The 19,947-nt window shown below is 71.1% G+C and carries 17 protein-coding genes and 2 tRNA genes; 6 read left to right on the top strand and 13 right to left on the bottom strand.

The window, feature by feature from the left end; all coding sequences use genetic code 11:
* Positions 1-70: 70 nt before the first annotated feature.
* The 13 genes from ACFVYI_RS16535 to dnaA all read right to left on the bottom strand — a co-directional run bounded on the left by ACFVYI_RS16535 (position 71) and on the right by dnaA (position 15,667).
* A tRNA-Ala gene (locus ACFVYI_RS16535) sits at positions 71-143 on the bottom strand.
* Between the two features lie 190 nt (positions 144-333).
* Positions 334-462: a DLW-39 family protein gene (locus ACFVYI_RS16530; protein WP_014137031.1), complete on the bottom strand. Its 129-nt coding sequence runs from the start codon at positions 460-462 to the stop codon at positions 334-336.
* Between the two features lie 276 nt (positions 463-738).
* A complete protein-coding gene (locus tag ACFVYI_RS16525; RefSeq protein ID WP_387885791.1) occupies positions 739-1,053 on the bottom strand; it encodes a DUF6191 domain-containing protein in 315 nt (104 codons plus the stop codon).
* A gap of 116 nt (positions 1,054-1,169) precedes the next feature.
* Positions 1,170-1,246 (bottom strand) — tRNA-Ile (locus ACFVYI_RS16520).
* Positions 1,247-1,262: 16 nt separating this feature from the next.
* Positions 1,263-2,648: a class I SAM-dependent methyltransferase gene (locus ACFVYI_RS16515; RefSeq protein ID WP_387885789.1), complete on the bottom strand. Its 1,386-nt coding sequence runs from the start codon at positions 2,646-2,648 to the stop codon at positions 1,263-1,265.
* 269 nt (positions 2,649-2,917) lie between these two features.
* Positions 2,918-3,670, bottom strand: a complete 753-nt coding sequence (locus ACFVYI_RS16510; protein WP_387885786.1) for a DUF3566 domain-containing protein — start codon at positions 3,668-3,670, stop codon at positions 2,918-2,920.
* A 150-nt stretch (positions 3,671-3,820) separates the two neighbouring features.
* Positions 3,821-6,358 carry a DNA gyrase subunit A gene (gene gyrA / locus ACFVYI_RS16505; RefSeq protein WP_387886013.1) on the bottom strand — a complete coding sequence of 846 codons (2,538 nt, stop codon included), beginning with the start codon at positions 6,356-6,358 and terminating at the stop codon, positions 3,821-3,823.
* A gap of 119 nt (positions 6,359-6,477) precedes the next feature.
* A complete protein-coding gene (gene gyrB, locus ACFVYI_RS16500; protein WP_387885784.1) occupies positions 6,478-8,502 on the bottom strand; it encodes a DNA topoisomerase (ATP-hydrolyzing) subunit B in 2,025 nt (674 codons plus the stop codon).
* 259 nt (positions 8,503-8,761) lie between these two features.
* The gene (locus ACFVYI_RS16495; RefSeq protein ID WP_387886012.1) at positions 8,762-9,256 is read right to left on the bottom strand and encodes a DUF721 domain-containing protein; all 495 of its coding nucleotides are present in this window, start codon (positions 9,254-9,256) and stop codon (positions 8,762-8,764) included.
* A 230-nt stretch (positions 9,257-9,486) separates the two neighbouring features.
* Complete coding sequence (gene recF, locus ACFVYI_RS16490) at positions 9,487-10,620, bottom strand: DNA replication/repair protein RecF (RefSeq protein WP_387885781.1); 1,134 nt, start codon at positions 10,618-10,620, stop codon at positions 9,487-9,489.
* Positions 10,621-10,693: 73 nt separating this feature from the next.
* Entirely contained in the window at positions 10,694-11,569 is an 876-nt protein-coding gene (gnd, locus tag ACFVYI_RS16485) for a phosphogluconate dehydrogenase (NAD(+)-dependent, decarboxylating) (protein WP_387885779.1), read from the bottom strand.
* Between the two features lie 183 nt (positions 11,570-11,752).
* Positions 11,753-12,883 (bottom strand): DNA polymerase III subunit beta, encoded by a 1,131-nt coding sequence (gene dnaN / locus ACFVYI_RS16480; RefSeq protein WP_387885777.1) that lies wholly within the window; start codon positions 12,881-12,883, stop codon positions 11,753-11,755.
* A gap of 948 nt (positions 12,884-13,831) precedes the next feature.
* Entirely contained in the window at positions 13,832-15,667 is a 1,836-nt protein-coding gene (gene dnaA / locus ACFVYI_RS16475; protein WP_387885775.1) for a chromosomal replication initiator protein DnaA, read from the bottom strand.
* 442 nt (positions 15,668-16,109) lie between these two features.
* Between dnaA and rpmH the strand changes: the two genes are divergently transcribed.
* From rpmH to rsmG, 6 genes are all read left to right on the top strand, one after another.
* Entirely contained in the window at positions 16,110-16,247 is a 138-nt protein-coding gene (gene rpmH / locus ACFVYI_RS16470) for a 50S ribosomal protein L34 (RefSeq protein ID WP_148643823.1), read from the top strand.
* A gap of 18 nt (positions 16,248-16,265) precedes the next feature.
* Positions 16,266-16,694, top strand: a complete 429-nt coding sequence (rnpA, locus tag ACFVYI_RS16465) for a ribonuclease P protein component (protein ID WP_360632487.1) — start codon at positions 16,266-16,268, stop codon at positions 16,692-16,694.
* Positions 16,691-17,062 carry a membrane protein insertion efficiency factor YidD gene (gene yidD / locus ACFVYI_RS16460; RefSeq protein WP_387885771.1) on the top strand — a complete coding sequence of 124 codons (372 nt, stop codon included), beginning with the start codon at positions 16,691-16,693 and terminating at the stop codon, positions 17,060-17,062. The genes rnpA and yidD overlap by 4 nt, the downstream gene beginning before the upstream one ends.
* Positions 17,059-18,219 (top strand): membrane protein insertase YidC, encoded by a 1,161-nt coding sequence (gene yidC, locus ACFVYI_RS16455; RefSeq protein WP_387885769.1) that lies wholly within the window; start codon positions 17,059-17,061, stop codon positions 18,217-18,219. The genes yidD and yidC overlap by 4 nt, the downstream gene beginning before the upstream one ends.
* 85 nt (positions 18,220-18,304) lie before the next feature.
* Positions 18,305-18,835, top strand: coding sequence for a protein jag (locus ACFVYI_RS16450; RefSeq protein WP_387885766.1), 531 nt, complete (start codon positions 18,305-18,307; stop codon positions 18,833-18,835).
* Between the two features lie 179 nt (positions 18,836-19,014).
* On the top strand, positions 19,015-19,851 hold the full coding sequence (gene rsmG, locus ACFVYI_RS16445) for a 16S rRNA (guanine(527)-N(7))-methyltransferase RsmG (protein WP_387885764.1): 837 nt from the start codon (positions 19,015-19,017) through the stop codon (positions 19,849-19,851).
* Positions 19,852-19,947: the final 96 nt, after the last annotated feature.

The raw sequence follows: 19,947 nt of genomic DNA, 5'->3' as shown, positions 1-19,947 counted from the left end.
CGGGAGGCCCCGGAACCGGGAGGCCCCGGCCCCCCCCCGCGGGGGGGCCGCCCGATCGCCTGTTCGTCTGTGGAGCTTAGGAGACTCGAACTCCTGACATCTGCCTTGCAAAGGCAGCGCTCTACCAACTGAGCTAAAGCCCCTCGACGGCACCGTGCGTACCGCCGGGCACCAGCGTACCGGGTTCCGGCGCGAATCCCACGCCCTGTCCCGACACTCGTGCCCGACCGGTGCCCGGAAGCCGGCCCGCCCGGTCACCCGACCGGGCCGACCGGCCCGGGAGGCGCCGTGCGGCGCCTCCGAAGATCGTCGATCGTCAGATCGGCCGGGGCCTCAGCGGCCGGCCGGGACCGGGTCGGTGGCCTCGGTCCACAGGTCCTGCTCGGCGCGGTCCGCCTGGACCTGACGGTAGACAAAGAAGCCGCCGAGGGCGACCAGGGCGACCAGGAGAAGCTTCTTCACCGCGGGACCTCGTCCTTCTTGCGTATCGGACTCAACAGCCGTGCCCCGACCGGATTGGCCGGGCCGACGAGTCCTTGAGTTGTCACGAGCACGAACGGGCTGCCGGGTGCCAGACTGCCCTTGCGGCCGATGATACACACCGGTGTCCCAATCGTGACCAGCCACCGCTGCCGCCAACCAAGGCGTCCGGCCGCAGGATTGACGCCATACCTTCTGTCGTACGGTCGGCCCGCTCCGGACCGGCCCGGGGACCGCCCCCGACGCGCCCCGGACCGGTCACCGGCGGGGCCGCGCGACCACCACGGCGGTACCGGACGCCAGGTCCACCCTGGTCCGCGGCGGAGCGCCCTCGCCCTCCTCGTCGCGCAGCATCAGCGTGCTGCGCCGCTCGTCCAGCTCGTGCTGCTTGCCCGCCGCGAACTGCGCGTGCAGCTGCTCGAATCCGGTCGCCGAGACCTGACCCTCCCGGCCCGTCCCCCGCCACGGGATCCAGCGCGACCTGCGCGCCCGCAGCGCCAGCTGGTCGACGAAGGCCAGCGCCACCAGCGCGCAGACCAACCCGGGGATGCTCATCGCCCAGAACAGCGCCATACCGCCACCATCCCTCCACCCGTCCTTCCCGAACAACCCCCGGGACGGGCCCGTGGTTCCCGAGAACGCGGAAACGCCGAAGGGCCCGGAGCGAGATCGCTCCGGGCCCTTCGCGGTGGTGGGCCTAACAGGACTTGAACCTGTGGCCTCTTCCTTATCAGGGAAGCGCTCTAACCGTCTGAGCTATAGGCCCTTGCCGCACTGAAAGATTAGCGGACCGACGGCCGATCTCCAAAATCCTGATCGGCGGGGGCCGCGGCGGCAGTCCGCTGGTGGGAAGCGGTGGGGCGACGGAGCAACCACTCCTCACGGGTGGCCGGAAGGTGGGCGGCGCCCTCGGGACCGGTCCGGACGGCGAGGATCTGATTGATCCCGATCCGGTTCTCCTCGAAGGCGAGCGCGGAGGCCGCCATGTACAGCCGCCAGACCCGGGCCCGGCCCCGGCCGACCAGCCGGACCGCCTCCGTCCAGTGCGCCTCCAGGTTGGCCACCCACTCGCGCAGCGTCAGCCCGTAGTGCTCGCGCAGCGACTCGACGTCGCGGACCTCGAAGCCGGCCTCCTCCAGCCGGGCCACGGTGGAACCGACCGGGGAGAGCTCGCCGTCCGGGAAGACGTAGCGGTCGATGAACGGGCTCGGGCGGTGCGGCTCGCCCGGGTGGTCCGGGCGGCGGGCGATCTGGTGGTTGAGCAGCCGGCCACCGGGCACCAGCAGGCCGTACAGGCCCTCGGCGTAGACCCGGTACTGCTCGGAGCCGACGTGCTCGGCCATGCCGACGCTGGAGATCGCGTCGAACGGGCCGTCCGGGATCTCCCGGTAGTCCTGGAGGCGGATCTCGATCCGGTCGGCCAGGCCGGCCTCCTCGACCCGCCGGCGGGCCAGGGAGACCTGCTCCGCGGAGATGGAGACGCCGACCGCCGTGACGCCGTAGTGCCGCGCCGCGTGCAGCACCAGCGAGCCCCAGCCGCAGCCGACGTCCAGCAGGCGCATCCCGGGCCGCAGGCCGAGCTTGCGGCAGATCAGGTCGAGCTTGGCCTCCTGGGCCGCCTCCAGGCTCTTCGCGGCGGGCTCCCAGTAGGCGCAGGAGTACACCATCGACGGGCCCAGGACGAGCCCGTAGAAGTCGTTGCCGACGTCGTAGTGGTGGCTGATGGCCGCGCGGTCCCGGCCCCGGCTGTGCAGCCGCCCGCGGACCGCCCCGGCCTCCTCCGGCGGCGGGGTGGGCTGCGGACCGAGCGCACCGGCCCGCAGCAGGGCCCCCAGCACTTGGCGGCCCCTGGGGCCGACCACGTCGCCGGGGCCCAGCGCCAGCCCGCGGATCTCCGGGCGCTCGGCGACGTGCGCGACCACCGTCAGCACCTCGTAGAGGTCGGTGCCGGGGGCGAGCTCCAGGTCTCCCGAGACGTAGGCGCGGGCCAGGCCCAGCTCGCCCGGCTGCCAGAGCAGCCGGCGCAGTGCCCGCCGGTTGCGCAGCACCACCGTGGGCGCCCCCGGCGGCCCGGCGGCACTGCCGTCCCACACCTGCACCCGCAGCGGTACCGGGACCCCCAGCAGCCCTTCCAGGGCCTCGACCAGTTGCCTTGCGAGCTGAGCCATCGCGCGCCTCCGTCCAGCCGTACCTGCACAGCCGTACCTACCCCGGCCGGTCGGACCGGGGGGCGGCCTGCGGCAGTCGGAAACTCGGCACGAGCGCACCCAGCTAATCCCACCGCGACGGACGCCCGGCCGGACGGCACGCCGCGGGGACCGGCTGTCACCCGAAATGCCGACGGGCCCCGGAGGCTGTAACAGCCTCCGGGGCCCGCACATTCCGTCCGCGGACGAAGATATGACCGGGGGTCAGCCCCCGGCCGGCGCGGCCGGGGTCAGTCCTCCTCGGCCAGGGTCAGCTCGATACCGCCGGTGAAGCCGGCCGCCGCGTTGTAGATGAACGCCGAGAGCGTGGACAGCGCGGTCAGCAGCACCACGTCGACCACGGCGATCAGCGAGGTGAAGGTCATCACCTTGCCGAACCCGACGTAGTCCATCAGGTTGATGCCGCTGTTAGGGGCCTCGCCGGCGGTGACCTCCTTGAGGGTCTTGGCCAGCGAGTCGAACACCCCGAGCGAGTCCAGCGTCATCCACAGCACCGCGGCCGCCACGATGATGATGATCCCGACCGCCAGCGACAGCAGGAAGCTGACCTTCATCACCGACCACGGGTCGGCCTTGGTCACGCGCAGCCGCGCCTTGCGGGTCCGGCCGAGGCCCGGGCCGGCGGCGGCCGGCGCGGGGGCGGACCGGCGCGGGGCACCGCCCGGGACGGGCGTCCCGCCGGGCGGGGTGTTGCCGCCCACCCGGGTGCCCCGGGGCGGCGTCGGCTGCCCCTTGGCGTACGTGGTCGGCTGCGAGAACCCGCTCCCGCCCGGCGCCGGGGCACCCGGCGGCGGCGGGGGAGTCGACTGCCCGCCGTACGTCGCCCCGCCGCCCTGGCCCGCCGCACCGACCGGTGGCATCAGCGAGGTGGACGCGGAGGGGTGCTCGGCCGGCGGCTGCGGCACCCCGTAGCCCCCGCCGCCCTGTGCTGCGCCCGGACGGCCGCCGGTGGCTCCTCCCGCAGCACCCGTGGCTCCACTCACTGGTCCTCCCGCACTTCCCACCAGGGCGGCGGCGCCGCCCTGCGTCGTCACTCGTCATCCAGCACCCGGCGGGATTGCCCGGAACCGGTCGGCGGCCGGTACCGCCGCGCCCGTGGACGGACGTGGCGGTACCGGCCTGCGCGGTAGGGATCAGGCCTGGGCTTCCTCGCCGCCCGCCGTCTCCGTACCCTCGGCCACCTCGGTGGACTCGGCGTCGACCGCCTCGTCCTCCAGCAACTCGTCCTCGGCCTCCGCGTTGCGGGCCATGCCCACCACCGCGTCGCGCTTTCCGAGGTTGATCAGTTGGACGCCCATGGTGTCACGTCCGGTTTCACGAACCTCGGAAACCCTCGTGCGGATCACCCCACCCGAGAGGGTGATCGCCATGATCTCGTCGGAGTCGTCCACCACCAGGGCGCCCACCAGCGAACCCCGGCCCTCGACGATCTTCGCCGCCTTGGTGCCGAAGCCACCGCGTCCCTGGACACGGTACTCGTCCACCCCGGTGCGCTTGGCGTAGCCGCCGTCGGTGGCGGTGAAGACGTACGTCCCCGGCCGGACCACGTTCATCGACAGCAGTTCGTCGTCCTCGCGGAAGGACATGCCCTTGACGCCGGAGGTGGCGCGGCCGGTGGGCCGCAGCGCGTCGTCGGTCGCGGTGAACCGGATCGACTGGGCCTTGCGGGAGACCAGCAGGAGGTCGTCCTCGGCGGAGACCAGCTCGGCGCCGATCAGCTCGTCGTCCCGGCCCTCCTCGTCCTGTCGCAGGTTGATCGCGATCAGGCCGCCGGAGCGCGGCGAGTCGTAGTCCTTGAGCGCGGACTTCTTCACCAGGCCGGCCCGGGTGGCGAGGACGAGGTACGGCTTGTCCTCGTAGGTGCGCACCGCCATCACCTGGGTGATGTGCTCCTCCGGCTGGAAGGCCAGCAGGTTGGCCACGTGCTGGCCGCGGGCGTCCCGGCCGGCGTCCGGCAGCTCGTAGCCCTTGGCCCGGTAGACCCGGCCCTTGTTGGTGAAGAACAGGATCCAGTTGTGGGTCGTCGTCACGAAGAAGTGGTCGACGATGTCGTCCTGCTTCAGCTGGGCGCCGCGCACGCCCTTGCCGCCGCGCTTCTGCGAGCGGTAGAGGTCGGAGCGGGTCCGCTTGACGTAGCCGCCACGGGTGATCGTGACGACGATGTCCTCCTCGGCGATGAGGTCCTCGACGGACATGTCGCCGTCGAAGGGGATCAGCGTGGAGCGCCGCTCGTCGCCGTACTTCTCGACGATCGCGGTCAGCTCCTCGGAGATGATCTCGCGCTGGCGGGACGGCGAGGCGAGGATCGCGTTGTACTCGTTGATCTTCGCCTGCAGCTCGTCGTGCTCGCTCTGGATGCGCGCGCTCTCCAGCGCGGCCAGCCTGCGCAGCTGCATCTCCAGGATCGCGTTGGCCTGGATCTCGTCGATCTGCAGCAGGTCCATCAGGCCGCTGCGGGCCGCGTCCGCGCTCTCCGAGGCCCGGATCAGCGCGATCACCGCGTCGATCTGGTCCAGCGCCTTGAGCAGCGCGCGCAGGATGTGCGCCCGCTCCTCGGCCTTGCGCAGCCGGAAGGTGGTGCGCCGGACGATGACCTCGACCTGGTGGTTCACCCAGTGCCGGATGAACGCGTCGAGCGACAGCGTGCGCGGCACGCCGTCCACCAGCGCCAGCATGTTGGCACCGAAGTTGGTCTGCAGGTCGGTGTGCTTGTAGAGGTTGTTCAGCACCACCTTGGCGACGGCGTCGCGCTTGAGCACCACGACCAGGCGCTGACCCGTCCGGGACGAGGACTCGTCGCGGACGTCGGCGATGCCGGCGACCTTGCCGTCCTTGACCAGGTCGGCGATCTTCAGCGCGAGGTTGTCCGGGTTGACCTGGTAGGGCAGCTCGGTGATCACCAGGCACTGACGGCCCTGGATCTCCTCGACCTCGACCACCGCGCGCATGGTGATCGAGCCGCGCCCGGTGCGGTACGCGTCCTCGATCCCGCGGCGGCCGACGATCAGGGCGCCGGTCGGGAAGTCCGGGCCCTTGATCCGCTCGATCAGGGCCTCCAGCAGGTCCTCGTTGGAGGCGTCCGGGTGCTCCAGCGCCCAGAGCGCGCCGGAGGCGACCTCGCGGAGGTTGTGCGGCGGGATGTTGGTGGCCATGCCGACCGCGATGCCGGTGGCACCGTTGATCAGCAGGTTGGGGATGCGCGCCGGCAGGACGGTGGGCTCCTGCGAGCGGCCGTCGTAGTTGGCGGCGAAGTCGACGGTCTCCTCGTCGATGTCGCGCATCATCTCCATGGCGAGCGGCATCATCTTGCACTCGGTGTAGCGCATGGCCGCGGCCGGGTCGTTGCCCGGCGAGCCGAAGTTGCCGTTGCCGTCCACCAGCGGCATCCGCAGCGACCACGGCTGGGCCAGGCGGACCACGGTGTCGTAGATCGAGGTGTCACCGTGCGGGTGGTAGTTGCCCATGACGTCGCCGACGACGCGGGCGCACTTGTAGTAGCCCTTCTCGGGGCGGTACCCGCCGTCGTACATCGCGTAGAGCACGCGCCGGTGCACCGGCTTGAGGCCGTCGCGGACCTCGGGCAGCGCACGGCTGACGATCACGCTCATCGCGTAGTCGAGGTAGGAGCGCTGCATCTCGGTCTCGAGCTCGATCGGCTCGACCCGGGACACGAACGTGTCGGTGGCGGTGCTGGCGTCCGGCTGCTCGCCGTCGGGACGGTTGTCGTCGACCACTGGTGGTCAGTTTCCTTTCACGCGTGACTGGACTGTGCTGGCAGGGGCGGGCCCCGTCACACGTCCAGGAAGCGGACGTCCTTGGCGTTGCGCTGGATGAAGGAGCGGCGTGCCTCGACGTCCTCGCCCATCAGGACGGAGAACAGGTCGTCGGCGCGGGCCGCGTCCTCCAGGGTGATCTGCTGCAGCAGTCGGTGCGCCTGGTCCATGGTGGTGATCCGCAGCTCCTCGGCGTTCATCTCGCCCAGACCCTTGAAGCGCTGGATCGCGTCGTCCTTGGGCAGCCGGCGCCCGGCCGCGACGCCCGCCGCGATGGTGGCGTCGCGCTCGCGGTCGGAGTAGACGTAGTCGAAGTCGTCCTTGCCCCACTTGATCTTGTAGAGCGGGGGCATCGCCAGGTACACGTAGCCGGACTCGACCAGCGGCCGCATGAAGCGGAACAGCAGGGTCAGCAGCAGGGTGCGGATGTGCTGCCCGTCGACGTCGGCGTCCGCCATCAGAACGATCTTGTGATAGCGCAGCTTGGACTCGTCGTAGTCCTCCTGGATGCCGCAGCCGAAGGCCGAGATCAGCGCCTGGACCTCGGTGTTCTGCAGCACCTTGTCGATCCGCGCCTTCTCGACGTTGAGGATCTTGCCGCGGATCGGGAGGATCGCCTGGATGCGCGGGTCACGGCCCTGCTTGGCCGAGCCGCCGGCGGAGTCACCCTCGACGATGAAGATCTCGCACTCGGCCGGGTCCTTGGACTGGCAGTCGCTCAGCTTGCCCGGCAGCGACGCGCTCTCCAGCAGGCCCTTGCGGCGCGTCAGGTCGCGGGCCTTGCGGGCGGCGACGCGGGCGGTGGCGGCCTGGATCGACTTGCGGATGATCTCCGAAGCCTCCACCGGGTGGCGGTCCAGCCAGTCGTTCAGCTGCTCGTGCACCACCTTCTGGACGAAGGTCTTCGCCTCGGTGTTGCCGAGCTTGTCCTTGGTCTGGCCCTCGAACTGCGGCTCGCCCAGCTTGACCGAGATGATCGCGGTCAGACCCTCGCGGATGTCCTCGCCGGAGAGGTTGTCGTCCTTCTCGCGCAGCAGCTTCTTGTCCCGCGCGTAGCGGTTGACCAGGCCGGTCAGCGCCGCGCGGAAGCCCTCCTCGTGGGTGCCGCCGCCGTGCGTGTGGATGGTGTTGGCGAAGCTGTAGACGCCCTCGGTGTACGAGGTGTTCCACTGCATCGCGATCTCCACCGAGATCGACTTGTCCTTGTCCTCGGACTCGAAGTCGATCACCGAGGGGTGGATCACCTCGCCCTTGCGGGAGTTGAGGTGCGCCACGAAGTCGGCGATGCCGCCGTCGTACTTGTACGTCACCGAGAGCGGCGTGCCGTCCTCGTCCGCGTGCTCCGGGCGCTCGTCCGTCAGCGAGATGGTCAGGCCCTTGTTGAGGAAGGCCATCTCCTGGAAGCGCCGCGACAGCGTCTCGAAGGAGTAGACGGTGGTCTCGAAGATGTCCGGGTCGGCCCAGAAGGTGACGCTGGTACCGGTGCGCCCGGTCGCCTCGTGCTTGGCCAGCGGAGCCGTCGGCGCGCCCTGCTTGTACTCCTGCGTCCAACGGAAGCCGTCGGTGTGGATCTCCACCGCGAGCCGGGTCGACAGCGCGTTCACGACCGAGACACCGACACCGTGCAGGCCGCCGGAGACCGCGTAGCCGCCGCCGCCGAACTTGCCGCCCGCGTGGAGCACCGTCAGGACGACCTCGACGGCCGGCTTGCCCTGGCTCGCGATCATGCCCACCGGGATGCCGCGGCCGTTGTCGACCACCCGCACCGCGCCGTCGGCCAGGATCGTGACGTCGATGGTGTCGGCGTGCCCGGCCAGCGCCTCGTCGACGGAGTTGTCCACGACCTCGTACACCAGGTGGTGCAGGCCGCGCTCGCCCGTGGAGCCGATGTACATGCCGGGGCGCTTGCGGACGGCGTCGAGGCCCTCCAACACCTGGATGGCGTCGGCGTCGTAGGCCTTTCCGGTCGCCGGGTCGATGGGTTCTTGGGTCTGGCTGGGGTTGCCGGAATCGGCCACGAAGCGCCCTCTCTGGCACAGCACGGGCCGCATCCCCTCCCACTGGACGGGAGGGCGTGCGACCACGGCGTTTTGACTCGGTTGCCACTAGCAACAGTGTTTGGCTTTCAGTCTACCGGTAGGACTGACAGAGATGGGCGTTTGGCAGCCCCTGAGGGCAGATGTACCGCCCTGAATCCCCTCCGCACATGTCCCGATACTCGCCCCGGGGGCTCAGAGCGCCTGGAAGGGCCGTCAGGGGTTCCGGAAGATCCCGGTCCGCTCGGCACCGCGCCGGCCGCGGTCAGCCCCAGGTGTCGCCCGGCCCCTTGCTGCCCGGCGCGCGCAGCCGGCCGTAGCCGCGGACCGGCGCGGCCGGCCCCAGCACCTTGATCGTCTTGACCGTGCCCTGCCCCAGCTCGTGGTTCAGGCGGGCCACCAACTGCCGTGCCAGCCAGCGAAGTTGGGTGGCCCAGGCAGTGGAGTCGCACTGCACGGTGAGCACTGCGGCCGCGTCGTCGTAGGAGGTGGGCTCGCAGTGTGCCGCGATGTCCGGGCCGACGATCTGCGCCCACCGGCCCATCACCCCGCCCACCGCCGCCGAGGACTCCCACCCGCGCTCGGTCAGCAGGCGGTTCAGCGCCGCGCCCAGCGGCACCGGGTCCCGGCCGTCCGAACGCGCCCCGCTGCGCAGCCCGTACCGCTTCGCCTCGCGCTTCTCCCGGACCTGCTCGCCCCGCTGGCGGGCCTGCGCCCGGGCGGCCCGCAGCGCCGAGCGGGCCAGGTCGGCCCCGGTCAGCTCCGCGCCGTCCGGCGCGGCGGCGCCCTGCGGGAGGGCGCCCGGCTGAGGGGACTTCCCGGTCGGATCGCTCACGGCGATCTCCTTTCCCCAGCCTGTGGACAACCGTCGCGACTGCGCGCCGGTGAGCCGTCCAGCGTACGGGAGCGGACGGGAACGGGAGCACGCCGGGCACGCCGGACGGGTCGGACGGCAGGTCGGTGGGGGTCGGGGAGCGGGGGAGCGGGCCGTCAGGCGTCGACCCGGCGCACCGCGCCGTCGGCCACCGCGTACCGGGCCCCGGCCAGCGCCTTCGGGACGTCCTCCGCGACCGCCGCGGTGACCAGCACCTGCTCGCCCCCGGCGACCAGCTCGGCCAGCCGGTCCCGGCGGGTGGCGTCCAGCTCGGCGAAGACGTCGTCGAGGATCAGCACCGGCTCGCCGCCGTCGGCGCGCAACAGCTCGTACGAGGCCAGCCGCAGCGCCAGCGCGAAGGACCAGGACTCGCCGTGGCTGGCGTATCCCTTGGCAGGCAGCGGGCCGAGCCTGAGGACCAGCTCGTCGCGGTGCGGCCCGACCAGCGTCAGGCCTCGGTCGACCTCCTGCTTGCGGGCGGCCTGCAGGGCCTGGAGCAGTTGCTCCTCGGCCTGCTCACGGCTGGTGGGCAGCTCGCCCTCGAAGGAGCTGCGGTACTCCAGCACGGTCTCGCCGCCGCCGGGCGCGAGCTGCCCGTACGCGGCGGTCACCAGGGGCTGCAGGGAGGCCACCAGCTGGATCCGGAAGGCGGTCAACTCGGCTCCGGCGCGTGCCAGATGGCCGTCCCAGACCTCCAGGGTGGAGAGGTCCGCACCCTTGCCGCCGCCGGAGCGGCGGGCCATCGCGGCGGTCTTCAGCAGGGCGTTGCGCTGCTTGAGCACCCGCTCGTAGTCCTGCCGGACGCCGGCCAGCCGGGGCGCGCGGGCGGTCAGCAGCTCGTCCAGGAAGCGCCGGCGCTCGCCCGGGTCGCCCTTGACCAGGCTGAGGTCCTCGGGGGCGAACAGCACGGTGCGCAGCAGGCCCAGGACGTCACGCGGGCGCACGTTGTCGGAGCGGTTGATCCGGGCCCGGTTGGCCTTGCCCGGGGTGATCTCCAGCTCGACCAGGGTGCTGCGGGTCCCGGCCAGCACCGAGGTGCGGATCACCGCCCGCTCGGCGCCGAGCCGGATCAGCGGGGCGTCGGTGGCCACCCGGTGGCTGCCCAGGGTCGCGACGTAGCCGATCGCCTCGACCAGGTTGGTCTTGCCCTGGCCGTTGGGCCCGACGAACGCCGTCACGCCCGGGTCGAGGGGAACCTCGGCCCGGGCGTAGGAACGGAAGTCGGCGAGCGACAGATGCGCGACGTGCATGGCTGTGGACTGCGCTCGCCTTCTGTGACTGTGGCTTCCCGGGGAACGGCCCCCGGGAACCGGCCGTTCTCGGTTACTTCGACTCGACCGCGTGGCCGCCGAACTGGTTGCGCAGCGCGGCGATCATCTTCATCTGCGGCGAGTCGTCCTGGCGGGAGGCGAACCGGGCGAAGAGGGAGGCGGTGATCGCCGGCAGCGGCACGGCGTGGTCGATCGCGGCCTCGACCGTCCAGCGGCCCTCACCGGAGTCGGCGGCCCAGCCCTTGAGCTTGGCCAGGTGCTCGTCGTCGTCCAGGGCGCGGACGGCGAGGTCCAGCAGCCAGGAGCGGATGACCGTGCCCTCCTGCCAGCTGCGGAAGACCTCGCGCACGTCGGTGACCTCGGGGGCCGCCTCCAGCAGCTCCCAGCCCTCGGCGAAGGCCTGCATCATCGCGTACTCGATGCCGTTGTGGACCATCTTGGCGAAGTGGCCGGCGCCGACCGCGCCCGCGTGCACCGAACCGAAGTCGCCCTCGGGCTTGAGCGCGTCGAAGATCGGCTTGGCCTCGGCGACGTGCTCGGCGTTGCCGCCGTACATCAGCGCGTAGCCGTTCTCCAGGCCCCAGACACCGCCGGAGACGCCGCAGTCCACGAAGCCGATGCCCTTGGCGGCCAGCGACTCGGCGTGCTTGATGTCGTCGGTCCAGCGGGAGTTCCCGCCGTCCACGACCACGTCGCCGGGGGAGAGCAGCTCGGCGAGCTCGTCCACGGTCGCCTGGGTGGCGGCCCCGGCCGGAACCATCACCCAGACCACGCGCGGGCCCTGGAGCTTGGTGACGAGCTCCTGGAGGCTCTCGACGTCGGAGATGTCCGGGTTGCGGTCGTAGCCGATGACGGTGTGGCCGGCGCGGCGGATCCGCTCGCGCATGTTGCCGCCCATCTTGCCGAGACCGATGAGGCCGAGCTCCATGACCAAGTCCTTACCTGTGGTGACGTGCCTGCCTGCGGCGCCGTTGCCGCGCTGCCCTGAGCCTACGCGCTGAAGTGCGAGGGCCTCCCCGTGGTCGGGCCGACCGGGGGAGGCCTTCCACAGGCTGTGCGCACAGCCTGTGGGTAACGCGCGTGACGTCGGCCGGGCTGCGCCGGCCGCGGGTCAGCCGGAGAGGCGGACCGGCATGATCAGGTACTGGTAGGCCTCGTCCGCCTCGGTGTCCACCGCGGCCTTGCCGCTGAGCAGCGCCGGCTTGGTCGGCGTGGTGAAGCTCAGCTGGGCGTAGGCGGAGTCGATGGCCTTGAGGCCCTCCTCCAGGTAGCCCGGGTTGAAGGCGATCGAGATGTCGTCGCCCTCCAGGTCCGCGTCGATCCGCTCGGTGGCCTGGGCGTCGTCGCCCGAGCCGGCCTCCAGCGTCAGCACGCCCTGCTCGAAGTTGAGCCGGACCGGAGTGTTGCGCTCGGCGACCAGCGAGACGCGCTTGAGCGCCTCCAGGAAGGGCTGGGTCTGGATCGCGGCGACGGCGCTGAACTCCGTCGGGAAGAGGCTGCGGAACTTGGGGAACTCGCCCTCCAGCAGCCGGGTGGTGGTCCGGCGGCCGGCGCCCTCGAAGCCGATCAGGCCCTCGCCCGCACCGCCCGAGGAGAGGGCGATCGAGACGGTGTCGCCGCTGCCCAGGGACTTGGCGATGTCCTGCAGGGTCTTGGCGGGCACCAGGGCGACCGCGGAGATGTCCGGCTGCTCGGGCTTCCAGAGCAGCTCGCGGACGGCGAAGCGGTAGCGGTCGGTGGCGGCCAGGGTGATCCGGTCGCCCTCGATCTCGACCCGCACACCGGTGAGCACCGGCAGGGTGTCGTCCCGGCCGGCGGCCACCGCGGCCTGGCTGACCGCCGAGGCGAACACGTCACCGGAGACGGTGCCGGTCGCGGTCGGCATCTGGGGCAGGGCCGGGTACTCGTCCACCGGCAGGGTGGGGAGGGTGAACCGGGAGCTGCCGCAGACCACGCTGACCCGCTGGCCGTCGGTGGAGATCTCCACAGGCCTGTTGGGAAGGTTGCGCGAGATGTCGTTCAGCAGCCGGCCGGAGACCAGCACGGTGCCGGCCTCCTCGATGTCCGCCTCCAGCTCGACCCGGGCCGAGACCTCGTAGTCGAAGCCGGACAGCGCCAGGCTGCCCTCCTGCGCCGTCAGCAGCAGGCCGGCCAGCACCGGCACCGGCGGCCGTGCCGGGAGGCTGCGGGCAGCCCAGGCCACCGCCTCCGCGAGGACGTCACGCTCCACCCGGAACTTCACCGGTAACCGCCTCCTGGATCGAGCGCTCCCGCTCGCAAAGTCTGGTTCTTCTGATCTTGGTCGTCGGTACGGCCGGCCGCCGAGCTCTGCCACTCCGCATCCAGTCGCCAGAGGACAGTCTGACGTACTCCACCGACAGACGGGGCAGACGGGCGGAAGCAAGCCGAACAGATGTCGGGGAGCGGTTGTCCACAGATTTCGGCCCCACCTGCTTTCAAGCATGTCGATGGGTCTATAGGTGTAGTGGTAGTAGTAGGGCCTGTGGAAACCGTGGATAACCCTGTTTGCGCAGGTCAGGCCAGGTTTTTTGTCCACAGGAGGTGTGGACGGCGGCTGTGGACGAGCAGGGCCCGCTGTGGACAGCGGAGCGTTACCCACAGGGCACGTTGGGTATCCACAGGTTATCCCCAGCGCCGTCCCCAGATCCGGGCCGGGTTATCCACGGGGGCCGGTCAACATTTCGTGACGCCTTTCACACCAGGGCGTGAACGCGGGCCCAAGGTTGTCGAACTGTGGACGCGGCTGTGGACAACCTGGGGATAACCGCCGTCGCCCTGGGGACAACCGGTGGACAACCCGAATGGCCCCCTGACGGCCCGACAATTGTCCACACCCTGTGGATAACCGTTGTGCACAAGTCCACAGGCACCTGACCTGCGCGGAAGAGCGTAGCGGCGAGCGGCCTGTGGAGGAATTCTGGATAACTCGCAGGCCCACGGCCTGTGGACGGTGGAGAACCGCCCCGCCCTGTGGACAACGGCCCTGCGCGCCCGGGGTGTTCGAACCACCGGTCAGATGTTCGGCGCGGGCGGCGGACTGGCGGAGCGTCCGTCGTGGCATTCCTGCCCAGCCGATCGGCGGTGCACACCTGTGGATATGCCGAAAGGGCGTCAGGATCGCTCCTGACGCCCTTCGGGAGGGGTTGTGGACGGCCGCCGGGCCGGTCGGCTAGCTCTTGATGCGGTTGGTCAGTTCGGTGACCTGGTTGTAGATCGAGCGGCGCTCGGCCATCAGCGACCGGATCTTGCGGTCGGCGTGCATCACCGTGGTGTGGTCGCGGCCGCCGAACTGCGCACCGATCTTCGGCAGCGAGAGGTCGGTCAGCTCCCGACAGAGGTACATGGCGATCTGGCGCGCCGTCACCAGCACCCGGCTGCGGGAGGACCCGCAGAGGTCGTCCACCCCCAGCCCGAAGTAGGCCGCGGTCTGCTGCATGATGACCTGCGCGGTGATCTCCGGGCCGGCGTCCTCGTCCCCGCCGGGGATCAGGTCCTTGAGGACGATGCCGGCCAACTCCAGGTCCACCGGCGCCCGGTTGAGGTTGGCGAAGGCGGTGACCCGGATCAGGGCGCCCTCCAACTCCCGGATGTTGCGGGTGATCCGGGACGCGATGAACTCCAACACGTCCGCCGGGGCGTTCAGTTGTTCCTGGATCGCCTTCTTGCGCAGGATCGCGATCCGGGTCTCCAGCTCCGGCGGGGTGACGTCGGTGATCAGCCCCCACTCGAAGCGGTTGCGCAGCCGGTCCTCCAGCGTGATCAGCTGCTTGGGCGGCCGGTCGGACGAGAGGACGATCTGCTTGTTCGCGTTGTGCAGGGTGTTGAAGGTGTGGAAGAACTCCTCCTGTGTGGACTCCTTGCTCGCCAGGAACTGCACGTCGTCCACGAGCAGGATGTCCATGTCCCGGTACCGCTTGCGGAACGCGTCCGCCTTGCCGTCCCGGATCGAGTTGATGAACTCGTTGGTGAACTCCTCCGAGGACACGTAGCGCACCCGGGTCCCCGGGAAGAGGCTGCGCGAGTAGTGCCCGATGGCGTGCAGCAGGTGGGTCTTGCCCAGCCCGGACTCGCCGTAGATGAAGAGCGGGTTGTACGCCTTGGCCGGGGCCTCGGCGACGGCCACCGCCGCCGCGTGCGCGAAGCGGTTGCTCGCGCCGATGACGAAGGTGTCGAAGAGGTACTTGGGGTTCAGCCGGGCCGCGGGCTCGTCCTTGCGGGAGCCGCCGGCCGGGGGAGCGCCGGGCGGGGCCGGCACGCCGGGGACGGCCGGGCGGTCGGTGGCGCGCTCGGGGCCGGGCTTGTCCGCGGGGCGGCCGGGGCCCGGGCGTCCCGCGGGGCCGCGCCGGCCGGCGGCGGTCCGCAGGTGCTCCCCGGGACCGGGGCCGTAGGCGCCGCCGAAGAGGTCGCCCTGGGTGGTGGACGAGGATCCGGGCAGCGGCCGGGGAGCCGGGCGCTGGGCTGGCGGCTCCTGCTCCGGGTAGCCGGAGCCGTGCTCGGGGTAGCCCTGGTGGCCCTCCCAGGACGGGTTCTGCGGCGCGGCGCCGTAGCCGCCGGGGCGGCCGGTGCCGTACGGCGGGGCCTGGTGCTCCTGGTAGCCGGAGCCCTCGTACTGGTCGTGCTCGTACTCGGACTCGTAGGGGCGCTCGTAGCCCTGGTGCCCGTAGTCGCCGCCCTCGCCCCGCTGGTACGGCTCGGCGGCCGACTGCTCGTCCTGCGCCGGCGCGAGGGTGGTGGGCACGGCGTTGGCGTCGACCATCACCGCGATCCGGACCGGGCGGCTGAGCTCGCGGCTGAGGGCCTCGGTCAGCTGGGGCAGCAACCGCCCCTCCAGCACCTGCTTGGCCCGCTCGTTGGGGGTCGCCAGCAGGGCGGTGTCGTGCATCATCCACATCGGCTGGGTGCGCTGCACCCACTGCTTGTCCATCTCCCCGATGTCCGGGTCGCCGACCAGCCGCTCGACGACTCTCGCCCAGACCGGGACGAGGTCGCTGTTGACATCAGCCACTGGTGCACGCTTTCTCGGTTCCCCGCGGCTCCAGCAGGGGTGGTGGATCAAGAGACTGTGGATCTGTGTCCGTTGACGAAGAACAAAACCAGACAAGTCCTGCAACGGTAGTCAGCGAACAGAGCCGGATCAAGTCGTTGTCCACAGGCTGTGGGCGACGGAGGCCTCGGGCACGGCCCGGAGGGTCCGGCGCGAACGGCTGGTTTGACCCTCGTGCCCCGTCCCGCGTACCGTAACCAGGTCGAGTTGTCGATGGCCGCTGCCGCATGTCCGCGGGTCCACCCGCTCCATAAGGCGCGCAGCACGGGCGCCGTGGATTGCCCTGAACCCCAGCCGAACTGGGAGGACGGGTCGGATTTCCGTATCAGGGGAGATCACGCGGACGCACGGTGACGGCCAAGCGACTCCGCGTCATCCTACGATTCACCTCAGGAGCCCCCGAGTGAGCAAGCGCACCTTCCAGCCGAACAACCGTCGCCGCGCGAAGACCCACGGCTTCCGGCTGCGTATGCGTACCCGCGCCGGCCGCGCCATCCTGGCCGCCCGCCGTGGCAAGGGCCGCAGCGCCATCTCCGCCTGATCCGCGCCAGAGTCTGTTGTGCTGCCCTCCGAAAACCGGCTGCGGCGGCGCCAGGACTTCGCGACCGCAGTGAAACGCGGTCGCCGGGCCGGCCGGCCCCTACTGGTTGTCCATCTCAGCAGAGACGGTGACCCGACGGGGCAGGCCGACCGGACCAGCGACTCCCGCCCGCACGTCGCCGAGGGGACTCCTTCGGCGCGTGCGGGTTTCGTCGTGAGCAAGGCCGTCGGTCCGGCGGTCGTCCGTAACCTGGTCAAGCGCCGACTGCGCCACCTCGTCCGTGATCGTCTGTCCAGGCTGCCCGCCGGTAGCCTGATAGTGGTGCGTGCGCTGCCCCAGGCCGCGTCCGCCTCGTACCAGGATCTGGAACGCGACCTGGACGCGGCGCTGAAGCGGCTGCTGAAGGCGGAGCCCGCCGCCACGGCGCCGACGGGAGCAGGTCGATGAAGTACCTGCTGATGGGTCTGATCAGGGTCTACCAGTGGACCATCAGCCCACTGCTCGGTCCGGTGTGCCGCTATTACCCCTCCTGCTCGCACTACGGCTTCGAGGCCGTGAAGGTGCACGGGGCGGTCAAGGGCGGCGGCCTGACCGTGTGGCGCATCCTGCGCTGCAATCCGTGGACGCCCGGCGGGGTCGATCATGTACCGCCGCGCAAGCACCCGGTGTGGCACCGCCGGCTGCGCGACCTGCTGAACCGCGGGTCCGCCGCCGAACAGCCGGTGGCCACGCCCCCCGCCGGTCCGGACCCCGAGGGCCCGGCGACCATTGGCCCCGTGGGGCCAATCCCAATGTCCAAGGAGCCTGACCGGTGACCTTCTCCTTCCTGAATCCCCTGTACACAGCGGTGTCCTGGATCATCGTCCAGTTCCACTCGCTGTACAGCCACGTCTTCGACCCGAACGGTGGCTGGGCCTGGGGTCTGGCCATCGCCTCCATGGTGGTCGTCATCCGGATCTGCCTGATCCCGCTCTTCGTGAAGCAGATCAAGGCGACCCGGGCCATGCAGGCGATCCAGCCGAAGATGAAGGCCATCCAGGAGCGCTACAAGAACGACAAGCAGCGCCAGTCCGAAGAGATGATGAAGCTGTACAAGGATGCGGGTACCAACCCGTTCTCCAGCTGCCTTCCCATCATCGTCCAGGCGCCGTTCTTCACCGCTCTCTACGGCGTGCTCGCCAAGGTCGCCGACGGCAAGCCGATCGGCGTCATCGACGGCACCCTGCTCGACAGCGCCCAGCAGGCGCACATCTTCGGCGCCCCGCTCTCGGCGACCTTCGTCGGCAGCAGTGACGTCAGCGTCAAGATCGTCGTCGCCATCATGATCGTGATGATGTCGCTGTCGCAGTTCATCACGCAGCGCCAGCTGATGACCAAGAACGTGGACCTCACGGTCAAGACGCCGTTCATGCAGCAGCAGAAGATGCTGATGTACGTCTTCCCGATCATGTTCGCCGTGATGGGCATCAACTTCCCCGTCGGTGTGCTGGTCTACTGGCTGACCACCAACGTCTGGTCGATGGGCCAGCAGCTGATCGTCATCCGGAACAACCCGACTCCCGGCAGCAAGGCCTGGGACGAGCGCCAGGTCCGTCTGAAGAAGGCCGGCCGCATCAACCCGGACGGCTCGGAGATCAAGGGCGCCCTCTGGGGCCTGCTGCCCCCGAAGAAGACGGCCACGTCCGCCGAGGCCGTCGTCGAGGACGCGGTGCAGGTGCGTCGCCAGCAGCCGCGCAAGCAGACCAAGTCGCAGCGCCAGCACACCGGTGGCGCCCCGACGGCCAGCCTGACCAAGGACGCCCCGGCCCCGGCCGAGGAGTCCGAGGCCGCCGCCCCGGCCGAGTCCGGCAGCGCCAAGCCGACCGCGACCAGGCCCACCGGGGCCAAGTCCGGCACGGCCCGGCAGCAGGGCGGCCGGCAGCAGCCGAAGCGCGGTGGGCAGGGCGGCCAGCGGCCGAAGAAGAAGTCCTGACCCGATCGGCCCCGGACCGTCCCAGCGGCCCCCTGAACCTCGTTCCCGGCCCACCATCCGGGCCCATCCCCGAAGGAGTCCATCAGTGACGGAAGGCACCACCTCCGCCGTCGAGGTCGAGGACGCTGCCAGCGCCGACGAGAGCCTCATCTCCCGTCTGGAGCAGGAGGGCGACATCGCGGCGGACTACCTGGAGGGTCTGCTCGACATCGCCGACCTCGATGGGGACATCGACATGGACGTCGAGGGCGACCGTGCCCTGGTCTCCATCGTCGGCGAAGGCAACGACCGTTCCCTCCAGCGCCTGGTCGGCCAGGACGGTGAGGTGCTGGAGGCGCTGCAGGAGCTGACCCGGTTGGCTGTCCACCGGGAGACCGGCGAGCGCAGCCGCCTCATGCTGGACATTGCCGGCTTCCGCGCCCGCAAGCGCACCGAGCTGGCCGAGCTCGGTGCCAAGGCCGCGGAGCAGGCCAAGAGCTCGGGCGAGCAGGTCAAGCTCCGGGCGATGACGCCCTTCGAGCGCAAGGTCGTGCACGACGCCGTGGCCGCGGCCGGTCTGCGCAGCGAGTCGGAGGGCGAAGAGCCCCAGCGGTGCGTGGTCGTGCTGCCGGCCTGAGACCGGGGAAGTCGATGACCGGCCGCTTCGGCGGCCGGTGACCTTCAGAGGACTCGACCCCGTCCGCCTCGTGCGGGCGGGGTCGTCGTCCCTTCGCAGGGCGGGAGCTCGGCGAGAGATGTTTCACGTGAAACAGTGCGGAGAGCGGGTCGGTGGATCCGGGGAGCGGAGAGGTCGAGATGGACACGGAGAGCGCGGCTGCCGGGGAACCGGCGGCGGGTGCCGGTAGTTCGGCCGCTGAGGGCCCGGGCGGCGACGGCACGGCGGCCGAGGGGCCGCCCGAAGCCCCGGCCGTGGCCCGGGAGGTCTTCGGTGACCGCTACGAGGCGGCGGTGCGCTACACCGAACTGCTGGCCACCGCGGGCGTCCAGCGCGGGCTGATCGGCCCCCGCGAGGTGCCCCGGCTCTGGGACCGCCATGTGCTGAACTGCGCGGTGCTCGCCGAGCTGCTGCCGCCCGGGTCGACCCTGTGCGACGTCGGCTCCGGGGCCGGGCTGCCCGGCATCCCGGTCGCCCTGGCGCGTCCGGACGTCTCGGTGACGCTGCTGGAGCCGCTGCTGCGCCGGACCACCTTCCTGGAGGAGGTGGTCCGCGAGCTGGGCCTGGAGAACGTCACCGTGCTGCGCGGCCGGGCCGAGGAGATGGTCGGCAAGCTCGCGGTCGACGTGGTGACGGCCCGGGCGGTGGCACCGCTGGACCGGCTGGCCGGCTGGGGCATGCCGCTGCTCCGCCCGCACGGCCAGATGCTGGCGCTCAAGGGCGACAGCGCCGAGCAGGAGCTGGCCGACTCGCGGGCCGGGCTGGCCAAGCTGGGCGCGGTCGAGTGGACGGTCATCTCGGTGGGCGAGGGCACCCTGGAGACCTCGACCCGGGTGATCCAGGTCAAGGCGGGGGAGAGCCCCGGCGGGGTCAAGGCGGCGACCCGGCGGGCCAGGGCGGCCCGGGCCGGGCGCAACGCCGGAGCCGCCGGGCGCACCGGCGAGCGCGGCCGGGGCGGACGGCGCCGCAGCCGCTGAGCGTGGTGATGCCCGGTGCGGGCGGGTGGTCCTCGGGGACCACCCGCCCGTTCGTCGTTCCGGGCCCGGGCCCGGGCGCGGAATCGGGCCCGGGCC

It is taken from the genome of Kitasatospora sp. NPDC058218 (assembly GCF_042882445.1).
In the GTDB taxonomy this organism is placed as follows: Bacteria; Actinomycetota; Actinomycetes; order Streptomycetales; family Streptomycetaceae; genus Kitasatospora.
The sequence above is the reverse complement of the archived record's forward strand: the minus strand, read 5'-3'. Positions and strand labels throughout refer to the sequence as shown.